Annotated in this window: 17 protein-coding genes and 2 pseudogenes; 8 read left to right on the top strand and 11 right to left on the bottom strand. The window is 73.1% G+C overall.

Annotated features, from left to right (window positions below; genetic code table 11):
* Nucleotides 1-59: 59 nt before the first annotated feature.
* Nucleotides 60-272 (top strand): annotated as a pseudogene (locus Sdagh_RS23395) (ABC transporter permease); the annotation flags it as partial.
* A 5-nt stretch (nt 273-277) separates the two neighbouring features.
* Nucleotides 278-694: pseudogene (locus Sdagh_RS23390) on the top strand (ABC transporter ATP-binding protein); the annotation flags it as partial.
* Here Sdagh_RS23390 and Sdagh_RS23385 read toward each other — a convergent pair.
* The 7 genes from Sdagh_RS23385 to Sdagh_RS23355 form a co-directional block, all read right to left on the bottom strand.
* Entirely contained in the window at nt 666-2,819 is a 2,154-nt protein-coding gene (locus Sdagh_RS23385) for a discoidin domain-containing protein (protein WP_190077099.1), read from the bottom strand. The pseudogene Sdagh_RS23390 and the gene Sdagh_RS23385 sit on opposite strands and share 29 nt — an antisense overlap.
* Nucleotides 2,820-2,910: 91 nt before the next feature.
* A complete protein-coding gene (locus tag Sdagh_RS23380) occupies nt 2,911-4,494 on the bottom strand; it encodes a glycoside hydrolase family 13 protein (RefSeq protein WP_190077100.1) in 1,584 nt (527 codons plus the stop codon).
* 34 nt (nt 4,495-4,528) lie between these two features.
* Entirely contained in the window at nt 4,529-5,395 is an 867-nt protein-coding gene (locus tag Sdagh_RS23375; RefSeq protein ID WP_189415597.1) for a carbohydrate ABC transporter permease, read from the bottom strand.
* Nucleotides 5,392-6,345 (bottom strand): carbohydrate ABC transporter permease, encoded by a 954-nt coding sequence (locus Sdagh_RS23370; RefSeq protein ID WP_189415595.1) that lies wholly within the window; start codon nt 6,343-6,345, stop codon nt 5,392-5,394. Before Sdagh_RS23370 ends, Sdagh_RS23375 begins: the two co-directional genes overlap by 4 nt.
* 3 nt (nt 6,346-6,348) lie before the next feature.
* Entirely contained in the window at nt 6,349-7,698 is a 1,350-nt protein-coding gene (locus tag Sdagh_RS23365; protein ID WP_190077101.1) for an ABC transporter substrate-binding protein, read from the bottom strand.
* A gap of 120 nt (nt 7,699-7,818) precedes the next feature.
* The gene (locus Sdagh_RS23360; RefSeq protein ID WP_189415590.1) at nt 7,819-8,814 is read right to left on the bottom strand and encodes a LacI family DNA-binding transcriptional regulator; all 996 of its coding nucleotides are present in this window, start codon (nt 8,812-8,814) and stop codon (nt 7,819-7,821) included.
* Between the two features lie 61 nt (nt 8,815-8,875).
* Complete coding sequence (locus Sdagh_RS23355) at nt 8,876-9,535, bottom strand: MmyB family transcriptional regulator (RefSeq protein WP_189415588.1); 660 nt, start codon at nt 9,533-9,535, stop codon at nt 8,876-8,878.
* 231 nt (nt 9,536-9,766) lie between these two features.
* Here Sdagh_RS23355 and Sdagh_RS23350 point away from each other — a divergent pair, with 231 nt between their 5' ends.
* Both Sdagh_RS23350 and Sdagh_RS23345 read left to right on the top strand, forming a co-directional pair.
* On the top strand, nt 9,767-10,423 hold the full coding sequence (locus Sdagh_RS23350; RefSeq protein WP_190077102.1) for a helix-turn-helix domain-containing protein: 657 nt from the start codon (nt 9,767-9,769) through the stop codon (nt 10,421-10,423).
* Between the two features lie 439 nt (nt 10,424-10,862).
* Nucleotides 10,863-11,099: a hypothetical protein gene (locus Sdagh_RS23345; protein ID WP_189415583.1), complete on the top strand. Its 237-nt coding sequence runs from the start codon at nt 10,863-10,865 to the stop codon at nt 11,097-11,099.
* 28 nt (nt 11,100-11,127) lie between these two features.
* Here Sdagh_RS23345 and Sdagh_RS23340 read toward each other — a convergent pair whose 3' ends face one another.
* Both Sdagh_RS23340 and Sdagh_RS23335 read right to left on the bottom strand, forming a co-directional pair.
* On the bottom strand, nt 11,128-11,817 hold the full coding sequence (locus Sdagh_RS23340; RefSeq protein ID WP_189415581.1) for a 4'-phosphopantetheinyl transferase family protein: 690 nt from the start codon (nt 11,815-11,817) through the stop codon (nt 11,128-11,130).
* Complete coding sequence (locus tag Sdagh_RS23335; RefSeq protein ID WP_190077103.1) at nt 11,814-12,698, bottom strand: metallophosphoesterase family protein; 885 nt, start codon at nt 12,696-12,698, stop codon at nt 11,814-11,816. Before Sdagh_RS23335 ends, Sdagh_RS23340 begins: the two co-directional genes overlap by 4 nt.
* A 299-nt stretch (nt 12,699-12,997) precedes the next feature.
* On the opposite strand from Sdagh_RS23335, the gene Sdagh_RS23330 reads away from it, so the two are divergent.
* Both Sdagh_RS23330 and Sdagh_RS23325 read left to right on the top strand, forming a co-directional pair.
* Nucleotides 12,998-14,149 (top strand): ATP-grasp domain-containing protein, encoded by a 1,152-nt coding sequence (locus Sdagh_RS23330; protein WP_190009580.1) that lies wholly within the window; start codon nt 12,998-13,000, stop codon nt 14,147-14,149.
* Nucleotides 14,150-14,261: 112 nt separating this feature from the next.
* Nucleotides 14,262-16,874 carry a DUF6185 family protein gene (locus tag Sdagh_RS23325; protein WP_226535604.1) on the top strand — a complete coding sequence of 871 codons (2,613 nt, stop codon included), beginning with the start codon at nt 14,262-14,264 and terminating at the stop codon, nt 16,872-16,874.
* On the opposite strand, the gene Sdagh_RS23320 is transcribed toward Sdagh_RS23325, so the two are convergent.
* Together Sdagh_RS23320 and Sdagh_RS23315 are read right to left on the bottom strand one after the other, a co-directional pair.
* Complete coding sequence (locus tag Sdagh_RS23320) at nt 16,804-17,325, bottom strand: sulfotransferase (protein WP_226535602.1); 522 nt, start codon at nt 17,323-17,325, stop codon at nt 16,804-16,806. The genes Sdagh_RS23325 and Sdagh_RS23320 overlap by 71 nt on opposite strands.
* Before the next feature lie 340 nt (nt 17,326-17,665).
* Nucleotides 17,666-19,003 (bottom strand): 6-phospho-beta-glucosidase, encoded by a 1,338-nt coding sequence (locus Sdagh_RS23315; RefSeq protein WP_189415571.1) that lies wholly within the window; start codon nt 19,001-19,003, stop codon nt 17,666-17,668.
* Nucleotides 19,004-19,172: 169 nt separating this feature from the next.
* On the opposite strand from Sdagh_RS23315, the gene Sdagh_RS23310 reads away from it, so the two are divergent.
* Nucleotides 19,173-19,919, top strand: coding sequence for an IclR family transcriptional regulator (locus tag Sdagh_RS23310; protein WP_190009586.1), 747 nt, complete (start codon nt 19,173-19,175; stop codon nt 19,917-19,919).
* 310 nt (nt 19,920-20,229) lie between these two features.
* Nucleotides 20,230-21,252 carry a L,D-transpeptidase gene (locus tag Sdagh_RS23305; protein WP_370594980.1) on the top strand — a complete coding sequence of 341 codons (1,023 nt, stop codon included), beginning with the start codon at nt 20,230-20,232 and terminating at the stop codon, nt 21,250-21,252.
* The last annotated feature ends 179 nt before the right edge of the window (nt 21,253-21,431 follow it).

Below are 21,431 nucleotides of genomic sequence, written 5' to 3'. Positions count from 1 at the left end.
GTCCGCGCACGACCTCTCGGAGTACCTGTTCCGGTCCCACAGGGGGACGCGCCGGTCACGAGGCCGGCGACGGCGCGTTCTGGTCCGCGCTCGGCGACACCCTCACCGGTTGGGCGCCGGGTTCGGCGACAGCGGTCGGCGTCGGCGTCGTCACCGGGGTGGTCCTCTCCGTCGTGCCGTACCTGCGGGAGGCCACGGCCTCCACCGTCGGGTTCCTCCGCCCGATCCCCTCGGCCGTCCTGACCCCCCTCGCCGTCCTCCTGTACGGCACCGGGCGTTGTCGGGCGGCACGCAGCAGCGGGTCGCCGTCGCGCGGGCACCGGCGTACGAGCCGGAGGTGCTGCTGATGGACCAGCCGTTCGCGGTGGTGGACGCGCGGACCCGCGCCGGCCTGGAGGACCTGGTGCGCCGGTTGTGGCGGGAGCGGGGGATCACGATCCTGTTCGTCACCCACGACATCGACGAGGCGGTGTACCTGGGCGAGCGGGTCGTCGTCCTCTCCGCCTCCCCCACCGTCGTACCGGAGCGGCTCACGGTGGATCTGCCGGCCGAGCGGGACCAGGCGGGCACGCGGGCCGCCCCGCGTTTCACCGAGCCGCGGAACCCTGTGGACGAGCAGATCCAGGCGGCGAAGCGCGGGGCGGCGGCCGGTCAGGCGTCGGCGGTCACGAAAGATACGCCTCCACCTCGCTGAACTGGGCGGCAGGCCAGCCGCTGTTGCCGGTGACGTGCAGCCGCAGATAGCGGACGTCACCGCTCACCGGCACGGTCACCGTGTTGCCGGTGGCCGGGTCGAAGCGGTGCCCCTGCGAGCCGGCCAGGGTGGTGTATGACGATCCGTCGGTGCTGCCCTGCACGGACAGGGTCTGGGTGCGGGCGCCCCACGCCGCGGACGGCGGCAGCTTCAGCACCACGCGGCGTACGGGCTGCCGCGCGCCGAGGTCGACGGTGAGGGCCTGCGGGAAGGCGTGGTTCGCCGACTCCCAGTAGGTGTTCGCGTCGCCGTCGACCGCCTTGCCGGGCGTGTAGACGTCCTGGGAGCCGGTGGCGGTGGCGGGGCGCCCGGCGGCGAGGTTGCGGGCCGGGTCGGGACCGGGGTCGCCCTGGCCGGGTACGGGCCAGGTGGAGCAGTCGGCCCAGGTGGTGTCCCAGCCGGAGTTGCCGCCGCCGTCGGTGAGCGTGAAGGTGCCGGAACCGGCGGGGAAGGGGCAGTTGTAGACGCCCGCGGAGCCGACGCCGGTGGCGGTGACGCCGCGGAAGGTGACGGCGCCGGGGGTCTCCGCCTGGACGACGACCGTGCCGACCCGGTTCACGGTCGCCCCGTCGACGGTGGTGTTCCGGGCGGCGAAGCCGCGTCCGCTGCCGGAGACGAACTCGAAGGCGCTGTACGGGCTGTCGGTCACCGTCGTGTCCGTGATCCTGACCTGTGCCTCGATGGCACTGTCGTAGGAGTCGACGCGCAGGGCGCCCATCGGGTGGTTCCAGTTGGGGTTCATGGCGCCGGTGCGCACGAGGGTGTTGCCGGAGACGGTGATGGTGCCGGAGAGGGGGTGGAAGGGGTCGAGGAACTTCTGGTTGGAGATCGCGATGCCGCTGCCGAGGGCGTTGGTGTCGGAGACCAGGTTGTCCGAGACGGTGATGTCGGTGCCGCCGTAGATCGCGATGCCGTTGGCCAGGTTGGGCTGGCTGATGGTGTTGTGGGTGAAGCTGCTGCCGACGTCGGGCTGGTTGAGCGACCACATGGCGAGCGCGTCGTCGCCCTGGTTGCGCAGGAAGTTGTTGCGGACCGTGACGTTCCGGGCGTTGCCGTTGAGGTTGAGGCCGTCGGCGGTGGTGTCGAGGATGCGGTTGTCCTCGACGACGAGGTTGTCGTTGACGCCGGTGAGCCAGAGGCCCACCTTGAGGTGCTGGAGCCACATCCCGGAGACGGAGCTGTTCGGGCCGAGGGAGCCGTTGACGAAGTTGTCCGGGGCGGAGTCGACGCGTTCGGTGACCTCCCCGATGACGGCGAAGTCCTTGATGTGGACGTTGCCCGCGCCGCTCTGCTGGTCGATGAAGCGGGAGCCGCGGACGACGGAGTGCCAGGCGCCGGCGCCCTGGATCGTGACGTTCTGTACGCCGCTGAGGGAGGAGGTGATCCGGTACTCCCCCGGCGGTATCCACACCGTGCCGCCTTGCGCGGCGGCGATCGCGTCGCGGAACGCCTGGGTGGAGTCGCCCTGCCCGGTGGGGTCGGCGCCGCGGTCAGTGACGGAGACGGAACCGGCGGGTCGGGCGGCGGCAGCGGCGACCTGCTCGAAGTCGGCCACGTCCACGGTGACCTGCGTGTTCGCCGCCTCGAAGGCGACCTTGTCACCGGCCTTGACGTCCCGCCCGAGCAGCAGCCGGGCGTTGTCGTACAGGTGGTGGGTCCTGGAGCCGGTGATCCACGGGGTGTCGACGTGGGAGTACTTGGCCGTGACGGCGAGGGTCCTGGCGAGCTTCTGGCCGTTGACGTACACGTTCACCGAGCCGCTCTGGCCGTCGGGGACGCTGTAGGCGACGTTCACGGCGTTGGCGGCGCGGGGCACGGTGAACTCGACCCGCTGCCCGGCGGCGAGGCGTACCGCCTGCCGTCCGGACGCCTCGGAGGCGAGGGTGCCCTGGGTGTGGTCCGGGCCGATCCTCGTGCCGGTGGAGGTGGCGGCCTCGGCCTCCACGGAGGTGAAGGGGAGCGTGGCGCCGGCGGCGGCCTGGGCGGCACCCGGGGCCAGGACGACGAGGGTGCCTGCGGCGAGCGCGACGGCGGTGGCCAGCTGGGCGGATCTGGCGAGATACATGAGCTGTTCCCTTTCGAGTGGGGGGGGGAGGGAAGCGCCCTGAAGGGGCGCGGGGAACTGCGCGGCCGGCCACGACGAGCCCGCGGACTCCCTACCGGCGCAGCCACACCGCCGTGTCCGGGGGCAGCCGCCCGTCCGGGTCGAGGGAGCCGCTCCGCAGCAGGACACGGGTATGCGCGGGAAGGCCGACAGCGGCGTCGGAGAGGTTCACCACGACGACGACGTCACCACGGCTGAAGGCGAGCACACCGTCCCCCGCGGGCAACCAGCTCAACGCCCCGTTCCCGAGCACCGCGCGGACCTGGATCGCCTCTCGGTACAGGACGAGCATGGAGCCGGGGTCGGCGGCCTGCCGATCGGCGGCGTACGCGCTCCACCCGGCCGGCTGCGGCAGCCAGGGTTCCCCGCCGAACCCGGCATGCGCCGCGTCCGCCACCCACGGCAGCGGCACCCGGCAGCCGTCCCGCCCCGGGTCGACGCCGCCTGACCGCGCGTGCATCGGGTCCTCGATGCGGTCCAGCGGGATGTCGGCTTCGGGCAGGCCCAGTTCCTCGCCCTGGTAGACGTAGACCGCGCCCGGCAGCGCCAGCGACAGCAGCGCGGCGGCCCGCGCCCGCCGGGTGCCGAGCACGAGATCACTGGGGACGCCGAAGGACTTCGACGCGAAGTCGAACCCGGTGTCCCCGGCCCGCCCGTACCGGGTGACCGTACGGGTGACGTCGTGATTGCACAGCACCCAGGTGGCGGGCGCCCCGACGGGCGCGTGCTCGGCGAGCGTCGTGTCGATGGCGGCCCGCAGCCGGTCCGCGTCCCAGGGGCAGGTCATGAAGGAGAAGTTGAAGGCGGTGTGCAGTTCGTCGGGGCGGAGGTAGCGGGCGAAGCGCTCGGTGTCGGGGAGCCACACCTCGCCGACGAAGACCCCGCCGTACTCGTCGGCGACGGCCCGCCAGGAGCGGTAGATGTCGTGGAGTTCGTCCCGGTCGACGTACGGATGCGGGTCGCGGCCCTCGGTGAAGTCGGGCAGGCCGGGGTCCTTGGCCAGCAGGGCGGCGGAGTCGATGCGGACACCGGCGACGCCCCGCTCGAACCAGAACCGCAGGATGTCCTCGTGCTCCTGGCGGACGGCCGGGTGCGCCCAGTTGAGGTCGGGCTGCTCGGGGGCGAACAGGTGGAGGTACCAGTCGCCGTCGGGCAGCCGTGTCCAGGCGGGGCCGCCGAACTCCGACGTCCAGTCGTTGGGCGGGAGTTCGCCGTGCTCGCCCCGGCCGGGGCGGAAGTGGAACAGATCGCGCTCGGGGCCGCCTGCCAGCGCCGCCCGGAACCAGGGGTGCCGGTCGGAGACGTGGTTGGGCACGATGTCGACGATGGTGCGGATGCCCAGCTCACGGGCTTCCGCGATCAGCTTCTCCGCCTCGGCGAGGGTGCCGAACGCCGGGTCGATGACCCGGTAATCGGCGACGTCGTAGCCGCCGTCCTTCATCGGGGAGAGGTACCAGGGGGTGAACCACAGGGCGTCCACGCCGAGTTCGGCGAGGTAGGGCAGTTTCGCCCGGACGCCCGCGAGGTCGCCGGTGCCGTCGCCGTCGCCGTCCGCGAAGCTGCGGACGTACACCTGGTAGATGACGCCGGAGCGCCACCAGTCCGCGGTGCTGCGGGCAGGGGTGGGCTGTCCCACGGTGCGTGCCTTTCTACGAGGGGGAGGGAGGGCGTCAGCCCTTGGTGCTGCCCGCGCTGATCCCGGCGATGATGTGCCGCTGGAAGACGAGGAACAGCGCGACCATGGGAACGCTGGCGATCACCATCGCGGCGATGAGCACGGTCAGCGGGATGTTCTGCGAGAGCTGGACCAGGGCCACGCTGATGGGCTGCTCGTCCGTGTCGGAGAAGACCATCAGCGGCCACAGGAAGTCCTGCCACACGGCGACCAGCGCGAAGATCGACACGACGCCGAGGACCGGGCGGGACATGGGCAGCACGACGGACCACAGCACGCGCAGCTGCCCGGCGCCGTCGATCTCGGCGGCCTCCAGCACATCGCGCGGGATCTGGTCGAAGAAGCGCTTGAGCAGATAGAGGTTGAAGGCGTTGGCGACGGCCGGCAGCCAGATGGCGAGGGGGTCGTTGAGCAGCCCGAGGTCGGCGACGGTCAGGTACTTCGGCACGACCAGGGCCTGGGTGGGCACCATCAGGGTGGCGAGGATGCCGCCGAGGATCACCTTGCCGAAGGCGGGCCTCAGCCTGGACAGGGCGTACGCGGCGGCCGTGCACAGCACGAGCTGGAAGATCCAGGCGCCGGCCGCCTGCACCACCGTGTTCCCCAGGTGGGTGGGCAGTTGCATCAGGTCCCAGGCGTCCGTGTACCCGGTGGTCCGCCAGTGCTCCGGCACCAGGGCGGGCGGGGTGCGGGCCACCTCGTCGGGGGACTTCAGCGCGCCGGTCACCATCCAGTAGACGGGGAAGAGGAAGGCGAGCGCGAACAGCAGGACGGTGCCGGTGAAGACGGTCCAGTACACGGCCCGGCCGCGCGGGCGGGCCAGGACGGCCGGGGAGACCAGGGTGCGGGTGCCGCCGCTCATGCGTCCTCCCCTTCGGAGCGGGTCAGCCGGAGGTAGCCGGCGGAGAACAGGCCGAGCAGCAGCAGGAGCATGACGCTCAGCGCGCAGGCGCCGCCGAAGTCGTTGTAGAGGAAGGCGTACTTGTAGATGAGGTAGAGGACGGTGACGGTGGCGTTCTCGGGGCCGCCGCCGGTGATGACGAACGGTTCGGTGAAGACCTGCATGGTCGCGATGATCTGGAGCAGCATCAGCATCAGGATCACGAACCGGGTCTGCGGGATCGTGACGTGCCGGACGCGTTGCGGCAGGCTCGCGCCGTCCAGTTCGGCGGCCTCGTACAGCTCGCCGGGGACGGACTGCAGGGCGGCGAGGTAGATCAGGACGGTGCCGCCCATGGTGGCCCAGGTGGCGACGATGACCAGGGAGACCAGGGCGGTGTCGGCGCCGTTGGACCAGTTCGAGGTCGGCAGGTGCAGGAAGCGCAGGGCCTCGTTGGCGAGGCCGGCGCCCGGGTCGTAGAACCACTTCCACAGCAGGGCGCTGACCACCGGCGGGATCATCACCGGCAGGTAGACCACGACCCGGAAGAACGCCTTCGCGTGCCGGAGTTCGTTGAGGACCAGGGCGAGGACGAAGGGGACCGCGAAGCCGATGAGCAGCGCGAGCGCCGTGAAGGTGAGGGTGTTGCGCCAGGCGTCGGCGAACTCGGGGTCCCGGAACACCCGGGTGAAGTTGTCGGTGCCGACCCACTCGGCGTCCGCGCCCGGCGTGTACTTCTGGAAGGCGATCACGATCGCGCGGATCGCCGGGTACCAGGAGAACAGTGCGAAGCAGAGGAGTCCGCCGAGGAGGAAGGCGTAGGCGCGGCCCTGTGCGGCCAGGCGGCGCCGGGCGGGTTTCCGTGCCGGGGGCGGTGTGCGCGCCGGACGGGTCCTGACGGCCTCGGCGGGCCGTTCGACCGTCTTGGTCATCGGTCAGCTCCGGGCCAGGATGCCGTCGATCTTGCCGGAGGCGTCCTTCAGCAGGCGGTCGATGTCGGCGTCCTCCTTGGTGAGGACGGCGGAGACGACCCCGTCGAGGACGGAGTAGATCTGCTGGGCGTTCGGCGGCTCGATCTTCATGTCGAGCTTCTGGTTGCCGTCCAGGAAGGACTGGTAGTTCTTCACCGGGACGTTGGCGTTGGCCTCCTTGACCTGCTGGTCCCTGGCGTCGGCGGCGCCGGTGAACAGGCGGGGTTCGGGCAGGCCGACCGGGGCGTCGGCCGTCTTGGCGCGGGCGTAGTCGCCGAGGAAGCCGTCGCCGGGGGTGAGGAACATGTGGTCGAGCCACTTGAGGCCGGCCCGGATCTGCTCGGGGCTCGCGTCCTTGTCGACCATGTAGCCGTCACCGCCGATGAGCGTGCCTTCGCCGCCGGGCATGGGCGCGAGGGCGAGGTCCTCGTAGTCGCCGCCCTTCTCCTTGACCAGGATCGGGATGTTGTCGGGGGCGGCGAGGTACATGCCGAGCTTGCCGGAGCCCATCATCTGCTGGACGTCGTTGATGACGAGGAGCTGCTTGCTGCCCATGGAGTCGTCCTTCCAGCGCATGTCGTGCAGCGTCTGGAGGACGGCACGGCCGGCGGGGCTGTCGACGGCGGCCTTCTTCCCGTCGGCGCTGACCACGTCGCCGCCGCGCGAGTACACCTCGGCGGTGAAGTGCCAGCCGCCCTGGTTCTGGGCGCTGTAGTCGGCGTACCCGACGGTGCCGTCGCCGAGGGCGGCGATCTTCTCGGCGGCGGAACGGACCTCGTCCCAGGTGGCCGGCGGCCGGTCCGGGTCGAGGCCGGCCTTCTCGAACAGCGCCTTGTTGTAGATCAGGCCCATGGAGTAGCCGGTGCGGGGGATGCCGTAGACCTTGCCGTCCACCGTGTAGATGTCCCGCAGCTGCCGCTGGATGGTGTCGTAGCCCTTCAGTTCCTTGAGGTACGGGGTGAGGTCGGCGGCCCGGCCGATGTCGACGACGTGCCGGGCGTCGGTGAAGTACGTGTAGAAGACGTCCTCCATCTGGCCGCCGGCCAGCTTGGCGTCGAAGGTCTTCGGGTCCTGGCAGGGGAACGCGTCGTGCGGGACGACGTCGATGTCCGGGTGGGCCTTCTCGAACGCGGCGACGTCCTCCTCGAAGAACCGCCGGTCGGTCTTGGCGCTCTTGGGCGGCATGCAGTTGACCGTGATGCGGGTCTTGCCGCTCGCGGAGTCCTCGTCGTCCGACCCGCAGGCGGAGACGGTGAGGGCGAGCGAACAGACGCTCAGCGCGGCGACGGTACGGCGGAACCCGGTGCGTGACATCGGTGACCCCTTAGGGACAGGAGCGGTGGGCGCCGCACACTCAAGCACCGGTGACAGTCGGACGCAAGATGTCACGCAGAATCTGTAATTATTCGACAGAGCGTTGGATCTATGGCGCGGTCAGGCCCGGGGGGCTTGCGCGGTGGAGCCGCGGACCACCAGCTCCGGTTCGAACAGCAGCTCCTCGGCGGCCACGGCCTGTCCGTTGATCTGCGCGTTGAGCAGTTCCACCACGGCCCGGCCCATCGCCTCGATGGGCTGCCGGACGGTGGTCAGCGGGGGCTCGGTGCAGTTCATCAGCGCCGAGTCGTCGTAGCCCACGACGGAGATCCGCGACGGTACGTCCAGGCCCTTGCGCCGGGCGGCCCGCACGGCGCCGAGGGCGAGCGGGTCGCTGGCGCAGATGAAGCCGGTGACGCCCCGGTCGATGAGCCGGGAGGCCGCCGCGTGACCGCCCTCGATGGAGAACATCGCCCGCGCCACGAAGGCGTCCGGCACCTCGCCGACCGCCCGCGCGGCGGCCAGCTTGCGCTCCGAGGGGACGTGGTCGGCGGGGCCCAGCACCAGGCCGATGCGCTCGTGCCCGAGTGAGGCGAGGTGCCGCCACGCCTGCTCCAGGGCGACGGCGTCGTCGCAGGAGACGCCCGGGAAGCCGAGGTGCTCGATGGCCGCGTTGACCAGCACCACCGGGATCTTGCGGTCGGCCAGCCGCTCGTAGTGGCCGTGCGGCGCGTCGGCCTGCGCGTACAGCCCGCCGGCGAAGACCACGCCGGAGACCTGCTGCTGGAGGAGGAGGTCGACGTAGTCGGCCTCGGAGACGCCGCCCTTGGTCTGGGTGCACAGCACCGGGGTGAGGCCGAGCTGGGCGAGGGCACCGCCGATGACCTCGCCGAAGGCCGGGAAGATCGGGTTCTGCAGCTCGGGCAGGACCAGGCCGACCAGCCGGGCGCGCTCGCCGCGCAGCTGCGTGGGCCGTTCGTAGCCGAGCACGTCCAGGGCGGAGAGCACCGCCTGCCGGGTGGCCTCGGAGACCCCGGGCTTGCCGTTGAGCACCCGGCTGACCGTGGCCTCGCTGACCCCGACCTTCTTCGCCACCTCAGCAAGTCGTCGCGTCATGGCCGCAAGAATAGCGCAAGAAATGAAAGCGCCTTGCGTAAACGGGACGGAGACCCGGTGGTCAGTCCGCGGCCGGTACGACCCTGAGATGGGCGGCGGCGGTACGGGGACGGCGCGCGCGGGAAGGCGTCCGCCGGGGGTCGCGGAGCACCAGGGTCAGCCGCCGGTACCCCAGGTCCTCCAGCGCGCGGGACGTCTCCACGACGACGCGGCACTCGCCGGCGCCCCGCCGGGGGTCGGGGTGGCGCAGGGGCCGCAGGACGCCGTCGTGCTCCACGGCCTGCGCGCCGACGGCGCGCACCCAGTGCGGCAGGCCCTGGCGGTAGGCGGCCTCCATCAGCGGGTCCTGGGCGATCTCGCGGCGGATGGCCTGGATCACGTGGTCGTGGCCGTGCCGCTCGACCGTGTGCGCGAAGTGGGCCAGCATCGGCAGGCACCAGCGGGACTCGTGCTCGCCGAGGACCTCGGGCGCGTCCGGGTGGAAGAGCACGTAGCGCAGGAAGTTGTCCTCCGGCATGGCGGTCGGGTGCGGCCCGGCCTCGCGGAAGAGTGTCCGGAAGGCGCCGTTGGCCAGGATCACGTCCCAGCGGTGGTCGACGACGAACGAGGGGTGCGGGACGGCGTCCAGGATCGCGCCGTAGTCCTCCAGGTACGCCTGGGCCTCGGGAGTCACGGGGGCGGGCCGCGGTGCCGACCGCTGTCCGCCTGCCTGAAATGCCATCGGGAGGTCACCCCTCTTGCCTATGCGGCCTTCACGCGGCGCCCCGATCCTGCTGCCCAGGCGCAAGTCATGTCAACTATCGTGGCATTTCATGACGGTTGACGGCTGAAATTGGCCACAGTTGTGGCGCCGTCTGGATGTCAGTTCGAACGAGGGCTACTCTCCGGGAAGTTCACGGCATGTGTAGGTGAGAAGCCTGTGGGTCCGGTGAGAGACGTAGGAGATCTGTCGGTGACGGGTGGCTTCGAGAATCCGGGCACCACACGGACGGCGGCCCTGCCGTCCGTCCTCTCCCGCGTCGCCGCTCTCGCCGACCGGCTCGGCGTGCCGCACGCCGAGGTCTTCGACACCGGCCGGCTGTCCGCCGCGTGCGGCGTCCCGGAGTCCGTGGTCAAGGACCTGCTGAGCGGCCGGCCCGCGGGCGAACCCGATGTGCAGGCGCGGTTCGTGCAGCGCCTGGACCTGCTGCGCCGCACCCGGCTCAAGCCGAACGGACGCCGCTACACCCAGCAGGAGATCGCCGACGGCGCCGGGATGTCCCGGCAGCAGGCGGGCGCGCTGATCAACGGGGACCGCCGGCCGACCATGGAGCACTGCGACGCCCTCCAGCGCTTCTTCCGGGTGCACGCCGGGTTCCTCACCGCGGAGGACCCCGAGGCGCTGGCCGACGCGCTGCGGCGCACCGAGCAGGAGCTGTTGCAGCAGCTCGCCGACCGGGAGCGGCAGGCCGCCGAGGCCGCCGACGACCCGCTGGAGCGGCTGTTGCAGGACCACGGGGTGCGCGGGATCGCCTGGCGGGCCGCGCAACTCCCCACCGACCAGCACCGGGACAAGGTCGCCGAGTGGCTGGACATGCTTCTGGAGAGCGTCAAGCGGCCCGAGTCCTGAGTCCGGCCCGGACGCCGGGCGGTGACCTGGACGAGGACGCCCTGCGGGCCACCGTACGGGCGGTCCCGGCGCGGTCCCGGTTCGAGGAGGCCGACGAGCGGGCGGCAGAGGACTTCGGGCTGCCGGCCGGCAAGTGCCGGGGCCGGCCCGCCGGTTCGCCGGGGTCGCCGCCCCGCGGGCCGGCGGGGCGGGAGGGGCCGGCGGGGCGGGGCGAGGCGTCGCTGGGATGACCCGGCGGGTACCGGGCGGCGGTACGGGCTGGGGAGCGCCGGGGGGTGGCGGGACGGGTCCGCGGGGCCTTGCGCCTGTCGCCCGCTCAGGTGCTCTGCCGCGCGCGGTCCGGCGGGACGGGCGGGATTGTCAGTGGGGGGCGGCAAGCTGGTGACCGGCCCGCCGTACGGGGCGGACCGCTCGACGTCGACGTGGGGAGAACCGACCGATGACCACCGCCGTGCTGACCGATCGCGAACGCGCCGCCGTCCAGGCCTATCTCCGTCTGCTGCACACCGTCCGGGCCGCCTTCGACACGCCCGGGGGGCCGCCGGGCGCCCCGCTGCCGCCGGCCGTCCCGCCCACCGTGCTCGCGGAGGCGGACCAGGCGCTTCGGGCCGCGGGGCTGAGCGGGAGCGAGGAGGAGTTCTTCCGGCTGCTGGCGAGCTGGTGCCCGGAGCCCTGAGGCCGGCGCCCCTCCGGGCGGGGCCGGTTCAGCCGGACACCGGCGGCGGCACGGCGACGGCGGTGACGAGCAGTCCGTCCCGGGCGGCCCAGCGGCCGTCGAAGGCGCTCAGCCGCCGCTCCCCCACCACGGGGCCCGGCACCAGGAGTTCGGCGCGGAAGGTCCCCCGGCCCGGCGCGCCGGGCTCCTCGGTGATCTCGATGTCCGCCTCGGAGAAGTCCAGCCACTTGCCGGTGAGGGGGAACCACGCCTTGTAGACGGACTCCTTGGCGCTGAACAGCAGGCGGTCCCAGTGCACCTGGGGCCGCTGCGCGGCCAGGCGGCGCAGCCGGGCCTCCTCGGCGGGCAGCGCCACGGCGGAGAGCACGCCCTCCGGGAGCGGTCCGTCAGGCTCGGCGTCGATACCGAGGGAAGCCAGGTCGGTGGCGCGGACCAGGGCGGCGGCGCAGTAGCCGTCGCAGTGGGTCATGCTGCCGACCAGGCCGGACGGCCAGCGGGGCGCGCCGCGCTCGCCGTTCAGGACGGGCTGCGGCGGCACGCCCAGGCGTTCCATGGCCCGGCGGGCGCAGGAGCGTACGACGGTGAACTCCCGGCGGCGCTTGGCGACCGCCCGCGCCACGAGCGGCTCCTCCTCGGGGTGGAGCGGCGTGTGCCCGGTGGTGTCGTGGCCGTGCGCCTCCTCGGCGGCCACCGTCTCGGGCAGCACCTCCTCGATCACCGGAACCCGCCCTTCCTGACGTCCTCGCCGGTCTTCCCGTACGGCAGGACCGCCCGCAGCCGTCCCGGCGGTGCCGACCGTCTGCGCCACTCCCTCGGGTAGCCGACCGACACCTCCTCGAAGCGGACGCCCTCGTGCCAGGTGGTCCGCGGGATGTGGAGGTGGCCGTAGACCATGGTGTCGACGCGGAAGCGGCGGTGCCAGTCGGCGGTCAGCCGGGTGCCGCACCACATCGCGAACTCGGGGTGCCACAGGACCTCGGTGGGGTGCCGGTCCAGCGGATAGTGGTTGACGAGGACGGTCGGCAGGTCCTCGGGGAGCGCCGCGAGCCGGGCCTCGGTCGCCGCGACCCGGGCGCGGCACCAGTCCTCGCGGGTCGGGTAGGGGTCGGGGTGGAGCAGGTGTTCGTCGGTGCAGACGATGCCGGTGCCGTGCGCGTAGGCCAGTCCCTCGTCCTTGGTGGCGCAGCCGGCCGGGAGGAAGGAGTAGTCGTACAGGAGGAAGAGCGGGGCGACGACGGCCGGGCCGCCGGGGCCGTCCCAGACGGGGTAGGGGTCCTCGGGTGTCGTGACGCCGAGTTCGCGGCAGACGCCGACGAGGTGCTCGTAGCGGGCGGTGCCGCGCAGGGTGACGGAGTCACGCGGGTGGGTCCACAGTTCGTGGTTGCCGGGGGCCCAGACGACCCGGCGGAAACGGCCGGCCAGCGTGCCGAGCGCCCAGCGGATGTCGGCGACGGTCTCCGCCACGTCCCCGGCGACCAGCAGCCAGTCCTCGTCCGAGGAGGGGCGCATGGCCTCGACCAGGGCCCGGTTCTCCGGGTATCCGATGTGCAGGTCGCTGACGGCCCACAGCTGTCCGGCGCCCTCGGCCGTCGACGTCACTCCAGCCCCCTCCGCACGCTCCGGCGCATCGCGCCCCGCCCGCCCCGTGGCTGCGGGGCCGCTCCCACGAGATCACACGGCGGGCCGGGGCGACAAGAGCGGCTCCCGGCGCGGGGTCCGGGGCGCCGCCGTCCATCCGTAACACGCGCGTTGCACGGGGCCGTCCCGGACCCCCTATGATCGCCCCAACACCACCGCCCCTGACTCCCCCTTCACGCGGAGCGGTCCGGTGTCCCTTTTCTCCCCTGGCCGGGCACGGCCCGCTGCGCCCTGCCCGCACACCGTGAAAGGCGGCCTGCATGGTCTCTCGCGTACGCGTCTGGCTCAACCGCACGTACGCGGAGAACGTGTTCTTCATGGACCAGCTGCGGAGAAATCCCGCCGACCGGGCCGTCGAGATCCACGCGACCCACGGCGACCCCGACTCCCCCGTACTGGCCGCCGCCGACACCGCGGAGCTGGAGCCGGAGGCCCTGTCGCCGGCGGCGTACGTCGAGTACGCGCTGGACCAGTGCCGGCGACGCGGCATCGACGTGTTCGTGCCCCGGCTGCACCAGTCGGCGATCGTGGCGCACCGTGCCGAGTTCGAGGCGGCCGGCACGGCGCTGCTCGCCCCGCCGCCCGAGGCGGTGGCCGTCTTCCAGGACAAGGTGATCGCCTACGAGGCGGCCCAGGCGATCGGGGTGCCGGTGCCGCCGTGGTGGCGGGTGCGGACGGCCGACGAACTGGTCGCCGCCGTGGAGGAGTTGGAGGACGGCGGGCACCGGGCGTGCTTCAAGCCGGCCTCCGGTGCGGGCGGGGTCGGTTTCCGGGTGGTGACGCGGACGCCGTTCGCGCTGTCCCACCTGGACGGTTTCCCGTCCCCTTACGTGCCGCTGGACCTGGCCGTGGCGGCGCTGCGCGGGGCGGCGGAGCCGGTCGACTGGCTGGTGATGCCGAGGCTGGCCGAGCCGGAGGTGTCGGTGGACTGCCTGACCGGCACCGACAACCGGGTGCGCCTGGCGGTGGGCCGCACCAAGAACGGCCGGCGACGCGGGTTCACCCTCGACGAGCGCTGGCTGGCGCCGGCCCGGCGGCTGGCGGAGGGCTTCGGGCTGCACCACCTGTCCAACATCCAGTTCCGGATGTACGGCGAGCGTCCGGTGCTGATGGACGTCAACACCCGCCCGGCGGGCGGTCTGCACCAGCTCTCGCTGTGCGGGATCAACGCCCCGTGGGCGGCGGTGCGGCTCGCGCTCGGCGACGACCCGGGTGAGATCGTGCCGCCGTTCCTCGGCCAGGACTACACGGTGGTGTCGGGGCCCCGCCCCCTGCTGCCGGTGCCGCTGCCCCACCAGCGGCCGGAACCCGCGGCGCCGCGGCCGGCCGCGGCCGTGCCGGCCGCGGCGCTGGAGGCGCTGCCCTCTCGGGCGGCGGGGCGGGTGACCGGAGTGTCGGGGCACCCGGCCTGAGGGTTCCCGGAGCAGGCCGTCGCGCCGGGGACTCGCGCTTCCCCGGACCGGACCCGCGCATCGGGTGTATACCTGTGGAGTTCAGGGGCGGCGGAAGACGGGTGGGGGCTCGTTGAGGCGGGGGCTGCGGCACGTTCTGCGCACGGTGATCACCACGGTGCTGCTGGGTCTGCTGCCCGTCGGGCCCGCCTCGGCGGCGGACGACGAGTGCCGCGTCAGCGAGCTGACCTCGGCGCGTGTCACCGCGTCGGTGCGGTTCAAGCACGAGGGCGAGGACTACAGCAAGGCCGAGGGGCTCCTGACCGTGAAGGTGCCCAAGTCCTGGAGCCGGGCGCCCGACCTGCTGCTGAACGGTGACACGGAGCGGTACCGCACAGCCATGCGGTGCCTGCTGCGCTTCCCCGACGACCCGTTCCCGTACCGGGACACCGAGGGCCGCACGGCGGCGCCGGAGGTCACCGTCGAGGAGAAGTGGGTCACGGTCGACCAACGCGTCCTGACGTGGGTGACCGGGCTGCAGACCCGTCACTTCGGTCCATGGAGCCTGACCGTGGGCGATCGGCTCTGGCGTCTGGAACTGATGCCGCCGTCCGCCCTGGGCCGCGCCTGGTGGCGGAAGGTCACCGTGGATCTCGGCGGACGCCCCGCCCGGCAGGTCTCCTCCCCGCCGACCACGGGCGGTCCCACCGAGCTGACTTGGGTCCAGGGGAAGGCGAGCGGCAAGCCACCCGAGATCGACGTCACCCTGCAGCCCCCGGCGGCCAAGGCGTCAGCGGCGCGGTGGAGCGAGCACCCCTGGTACGTGCTGGACGCGCTGGGCTGGCTGCCGTTGCACGGAGCCCTTCTGGTCCTCGTCCTGCTGGCTGCCCGCGCGGTACGGCGCGAGTCGGTCTCGGCACCGTCCGCGGGCGCCGTCCCCCGTACCACCCGCAATCTGCTGATCGTCGCCGGACTGGCGTTCGCGATCACCGTGGTGCAACTGTTCGACGACACGCTGCTCGGCCACTTCGCCCGGCAGGGCACGGCTCCGTTCTGGACGGACGAGCACCGTATCTCGGTCCATATGGGGCTCGCTCTCCTCACGGGACTGGGCCTGTGCGGCTTCGGCCGGCCGGGGCGGGCCGCTCTCGCAGCGGTCGTCGCCGCCACCGGGTCCGGGCTGGCCGTGGCCTGCCGTCCCGAATGGTTCGCCCTGCCGTCCGGACTGTGGCTGGACTGGGTGAACGCTCCGGACGATGTACTACGTTTCCGGGATGGCGGAGGCTTGGTGGCGTTCACCGCGTCCTGCGCCTGTGTCGTGTTCGTCTGGCTGGTGGGCGTCACCGCCGTCCTGCTGCGGCTGTGGCGCGCGGCCGGCTCCACGGCGCCCGGCCGGACACCGGGCCGCTTCCCGCACGCGTGGCTGGCCGCCTCGGCCGTACTGTCCGTGGCGCTCTGCGCGGTGAGCCTGTGGTCCGCGCAGAACGTGTGGGAGCACCAGAGCTGGCTCAGCAGGCGCAACGCGTCCGAGGACTACGGCCTGTGGCACATGGCCACCCTTTTCGCCGACTTGCGCTGGTTCCCCTCGGACTGGCTGGACTGGTTCCACGGAACCTACTTCTGGTGGTGGGCCCCGTCACTGGCGATCCTGGCCGTGCTGCGTGCCCGTGACACGGCGGCCGTCCCGGTGACCGCGCTTCCTTCGGCCGCGGAGCTGCGCACCCTGAAGGCGTTCTTCGTCGTGTGCGTCGCACCGGTCGTCGGCTGGTACGCGGGTGTCCCTCTCCCCCTGCTCTCGCTGTTGGCGCTGTGGCTCGTCCTGTCCGGACTGCTCGCCCTCGGCACCCGCCGCGCGGTCCTGAACCGCGAGCTGCCCCGAACCGGCCACCGCCTGCACGAGGTGACCAGGGGGGCCGACCGGCAGCGGCTGCTCAACGCGGCGCGCCGCCACCGTGAGCTGCACGCCCAGCTGCGCCGGCTGGAGCAGGGGCAGCAGGAGGAGGACCGCTTCCGTCTGGAGGGGGAGCTGGACCGGTTGCACCGGCTGCCTCATCCCTCCCCGCCACCTGGCCTGCCGAACACGTGGATACGGTTGCCGCCCTCCATCGGACCGGTGGAGCTGGCCTTGGCCTGGGGACCGAGGGCCACCGCCTGGGGCAACGGCTGCCGGGCCGCGTACTTCGCCGCCGTGTTCTCGGTGCCCGGGGTCGTCCTGCTGGTCTGGGCCGATCATGTCCGTGGCATCCGGTGGGCGGACAAGTTCGTCCAGCGCTTCGGGCTCGTCGACACGGTGACGGCCGCGGTCGCCCTGGAACTCCTCTGGGTGGGAGCCGGTTTCACGCTGGGCGTGCTCTGGCGGGTGCTCCCCGGGCGGCGGGGCCCGGTGCGCGCGGCCGGCCTGGCGTTCGTCTACGCGTCTCCCGTGCTCGTGCAACTGGCCGGGAGCCGGCTCGTCGGCCAGCCCCTCGGCACGTGGCCGCTCGAACTCAGTCTCGTACTGCTGGTCCTCACCCTGACCGGCTTGGCGATGGACATCGACACCTTCCGCGGAGAGCGGCGCTACTGGCCCACCAGGACGGGCCTGCTGCTGTCCGTGTACCAGTGGCGCACGGCGTCGGTACAGATGGCGTTCCTCGTCGGCCAGCTCGTGGCGCTGGTGACCATCTGGCAGCAGCTCAAGGGCAACGATCCGATGATCCTGATCGAGCGGAGTCCGAGCGAGAGCACGGGAGGGAGCGGGAACTGACGCCCGGACCTCGCGGACGGGCTCGGTCCCGGCACCCCCGGGCCCGCGCCAGTTCCCGCAGCCGGGGCGGCAGGTCCGTGTCCGGGGTGGCGCGGCGGGCGGTGAGGGAGGCCACGACCGCGCCCGGGTGGCGCAGCAGGACGATCGGCCGGGCGCCGGGCCGGCACCGGCGCAGGCGGGGCCGGACGTGGACGCCGGCCGGGGTCTTGTCGACGATGAGGTCCTTGCCGCTGCGGCCCGGTTCGAGGTGGAGCACCCGGTCCCGCACGACGTGCTCCAGTTCCTCCCGGTCCAGTGCGAGCGCCCGCACCGCCTTCGGGGTGAAGGGCCGGGAGAGCTGGACGCGCGCCGTGCGCAGGTGCGTCTCGTGCGGGGCGCGGACGCGGCTGTGGCTGTTGAGCAGGACCCGCAGCAGGGTCGACCCGGAGCGCACCGAGGACGGGACGAACACCGGGGACTCCACGCGCCTCGGCGCGGGCGGGGCGGCGCGGGAGTCCTCCGCCGCGGGGCGGGGACCGCGGCCGGGTTACGGCGCGGCGGGCCGACGGCCTGCGCCATCAGCCTCCCCCGACGCCTCGTCCCGTGCCGATCGCGGACAGTCGCGGCTCCGGCACCGTGCCACCTCTCTCGCGTCGTGCTGGCCTCGTCCCAGGGGCGGCGGGCGAACCGGAGGGGTACGGCGGGCTACGGCGGGCTACGGCGGGCTACGGCGCGGGGGCGTGCTACGCCGTGCAGTCTCCGTGGGAGGTACTCCACCGGGTCAGCTTCTCCGTGGGAGGTACTCCGCCGGGTCAGCGCAGGTACGCGAGGCCGGGGTGGACGGCCGTGTAGCCGTCGAGGAGGCGGCGGGCGACGGTGACGGAGTCGACCAGCGGGTGCAGGGCGAAGGCCGCGACGGCGTGGGCGCGGGAGCCGGAGCCGGCCGCCGCGAGCACCTCGCGTTCGACGGCCTTGACCGCGCAGACCAGGGCGGTGGCGTGGCCGGGCAGGGGGTCCACCGCGACCGGCCGGGCCCCGGCGGCGTCGACCACGCAGGGCACCTCGATGACGGCGTCGGCGTCCAGCGCGGCGAGGGCCGTGCCGTTGCGGACGTTGAGGATCAGGGTGGTGCGCTCGCCGTGGGCGATGGCCCGCATCAGGGCGAGGGCCACCTTCTCGTAGCCGCCGGCGAGGTCCTCGGCCTCGCGCTCGCCCGCGCCGGCCGCCTCCCGGTTCTCGGACATGTAGGTGGCCTCCCGCTCGGCGCGGGTCCGTTCCCACAGCTCCAGCGCGGAGACGCCGGGGTCGCGGGCCTCGGCGTAGAAGCCGGACTGCTGGTCGCGGAGGAAGGCGCCGCGGGTGCGCCCGGCCTCCTGGTAGGCGCGGACGGTCTCCCGGTTGAAGTAGTAGTAGTGCAGGTACTCGTTGGGGATCGCGCCGAGGGAGCGCAGCCAGTCGGGGCCGAAGAGGCGGCCCTCCTCGAAGGAGCCGAGCAGGGCGGGGTCGGCGAGCAGCCGCGGGAGTTCGTCGCGGCCGGCGACGCGCAGGCCGCGCACCCAGCCGAGGTGGTTGAGGCCGACGTAGTCGACGAACGCCTCGGCCGGGTCGGCGCCGAGGACGCGGGCGATCCGGCGGCCGAGGCCGACCGGCGAGTCGCAGATGCCGATGACCCGGTCGCCGAGGTGGCGGGACATCGCCTCGGTGACCAGCCCGGCGGGGTTGGTGAAGTTGATGACCCAGGCGTCGGGGGCGAGGCGGGCCACCCGGCGGGCGATGTCGACGGCGACGGGCACGGTCCGCAGCCCGTAGGCGATGCCGCCCGCGCCGACCGTCTCCTGTCCGAGGACGCCCTCGGCGAGCGCCACCCGTTCGTCCTCGGCGCGGCCCTGAAGACCGCCGACGCGGATCGCGGAGAAGACGAAGTCGGCGCCGGTGAGCGCCTCGTCCAGGTCGGTGGTGGCCGTGACGCGGGGCGCGTCGGACACGGCGGCGGCCTGTTCGGCCAGGACCCGGGTCACCGCCGCCAGCCGGGCCGCGTCGAGGTCGTGCAGCACCACCTCGGTCACCCGGCGCCCGCCGCGGTCCCCGAGCAGCGCCCCGTACACCAGCGGCACCCGGAATCCGCCGCCGCCCAGAATCGTCAGCCTCATGGCCGTGTCCTTCCCTCACCGGCCGGCCCGCCGCCGGCGCCGCGCTGGGGCCGATCATGGCACGGCCGGCGCCGGTGCCCGGTCCGGGTCGTACCGGTGTATTGACGGCTGTCCGGCCGGTGCCTACTTTCACCGGGGACGCCGTCTGCCCCCGTCCGGAAGAGCCCCCATGCCGCCCACCGCGCCCGAGCGGCTGCTGTCGGTGCTCGCCGCCTTCGACCACGAGCACCCCGCGCTGTGCCTGACGGACATCAGCCGGCGGACCGGGCTCACGCTGACCACCGCGCACCGGCTGGTGGGCGCCCTGACCCGGTGGGGCGCGCTGGAGCGCGACGGGGCGGGGCGGTACCACGTGGGGCTGCGGCTGTGGGAGGTCGCCGCGCTCGCGCCGCGCGGCCTGGCGCTGCGGCAGGTGGCACTGCCGTATCTGGAGGACCTGTACGAGGCGACGCACGAGAACGTGCAGCTCGCGGTGCGGGACGGCGGCGAGGTGGTGTACGTCGAGTGGCTGTCGGGCCGGTCGGCGGTCGGGGTGCACATCCGGGTCGGGGCGCGCTGGCCGCTGCACGCCACCGGGGTCGGGCTGGCCCTGCTGGCGCACGGGCCGCGCGGGTTCCAGGAGGAGTACTGCGCCGGTCCGCTGGCCGCCTTCACCCCGTACACGGTCACCGACCCGGCGGTGCTGCGCCGCGGGCTGGCGGAGATCCGGCGGACCGGGGTGGCCGTCAGTGACCGGCAGGTCACCGACGACGCGCTGTCGGTGGCGGCCCCGGTGCGCGGGCCGGACGGGACGGTGACCGCCGCCGTCTCCGTGGTCGTGCCGCACGGCGACGGCCGGGTGCCGGTGCTGGGGCCGGCGGTACGGCTGGCGGGACGCGGGATCTCCCGGGCACTGGGCTGGCGGCCCGGAGGGTGAGCGGCGCGTCCCGTCGTACGGGGCCGGGCATGCGCAGCGAGCCCCCGTGCGGGCCGGGGCTGAGCAGCACACCCCCGCTCGGGCCGGAGCTGAGCAGCACGCCTTTCACGGGGACCAAGGGTGAACAGCACGCGCACCCCGGCGCCGGCGGTGCGCAGCACGTGCTCACGGCGCCACGGCCGAACAGCGGCAGGGCCCCTGCCGGCCGAGGCGTGAGCCACGCCACGTCCCCTTACCTCCTGTTCACTTCTGCCACTTTTCTCACAGCCTCCCCAGGTGACGAACAGCCCTTCACAGCACCGACCCAGCTATAAGGTGCAGACTGCGTCCGATCCACGCCGAACACCCGAAAGGCCCGACCGTGAGCAGCCACCGCACATCCGACCAGCAGGACATCCAGCCCGGGCGGTGGTCCCGGCGCGGGGTCCTCGCGGCGCTCGGTGCCGTGCCGGTGGCGGCGGCCCTGGCCGGCGCGGCGGGCGGCACCGCGCGAGCGGCCGACGGTACCGGCACGGCGGCCGTCGCCGCGAAGACCCGCGCCCTCACCGCGACCGTGACCCCCGAGGCGGGCGGCACCTACGGCGTCGGCATGCCGGTGTCGGTCACCTTCTCGCACGCGGTGACCGACAGGGCCGCGGTGGAGTCGGCGATCACGGTCACCGCCGACCCGGGAGTCGAGGTGGCCGGCCACTGGTTCGGCGACACCCGGCTGGACTTCCGGCCGAAGACGTACTGGGCACCCGGGACGACGGTCACCGTGGACCTCCGGCTGGCCGGCGTACGCGCCGCCGCCGGTCTGTACGGCACGCAGACGAAGTCCCTCACCTTCCGTATCGGGCGGTCGCAGATCAGCACCGTCGACCTGAGGACCGAGAGGATGACGGTCGTCCGGGACGGCGCGAAGACCGCCGCCTACCCCGTCACCGGCGGGGACGGCGAGCACACCACCTGGTCCGGGATCATGGTCATCAGCGAGCGGCTGAAGGAGACCCGGATGCAGTCCTCGACGGTCGGCCTCGGTGACGAGTACGACATCGCGGACGTGCCGCACGCCCAGCGGCTGACCACCTCCGGCACCTTCATCCACGGCAACTACTGGACCGCCGCCTCCGCCTTCGGCCACAGCAACGGCACCCACGGCTGCATCGGCCTGCACGACGCCAAGGGCGGGAAGGACAAGGCGACCGCGGGGTACGAGTTCTACGACGGTTCCCTCCTCGGTGACGTGGTGATCGTGAAGAACTCGGGCGAGGAGACCGTCGACCCGGCCAACGGGCTCAACGGCTGGAACCTCTCCTGGAAGAAGTGGAAGGCGGGCAGCGCGCTCGCCTGACCGCCGCGCCCCGCGCGGACGGGGCCGGCCCGCGCCGCCTCGCGCCCCCTGCCCCGCCCCGTCCGCACCGGCGTTCACCCCGTGAACTCCCCTGCGGCGGAGGCACTTTCTCTGCTTCACCTCTTGACGGCCGGAGGCCCGGAGAGCACATTGGCCGCACTCTGAGAGCGCTCTCAGAG

Origin of the sequence: Streptomyces daghestanicus (genome assembly GCF_020521275.1) — a bacterium.
Lineage (GTDB): Bacteria > Actinomycetota > Actinomycetes > Streptomycetales > Streptomycetaceae > Streptomyces > Streptomyces griseoviridis.
This window is presented reverse-complemented; position numbering and strand designations above follow the sequence as displayed.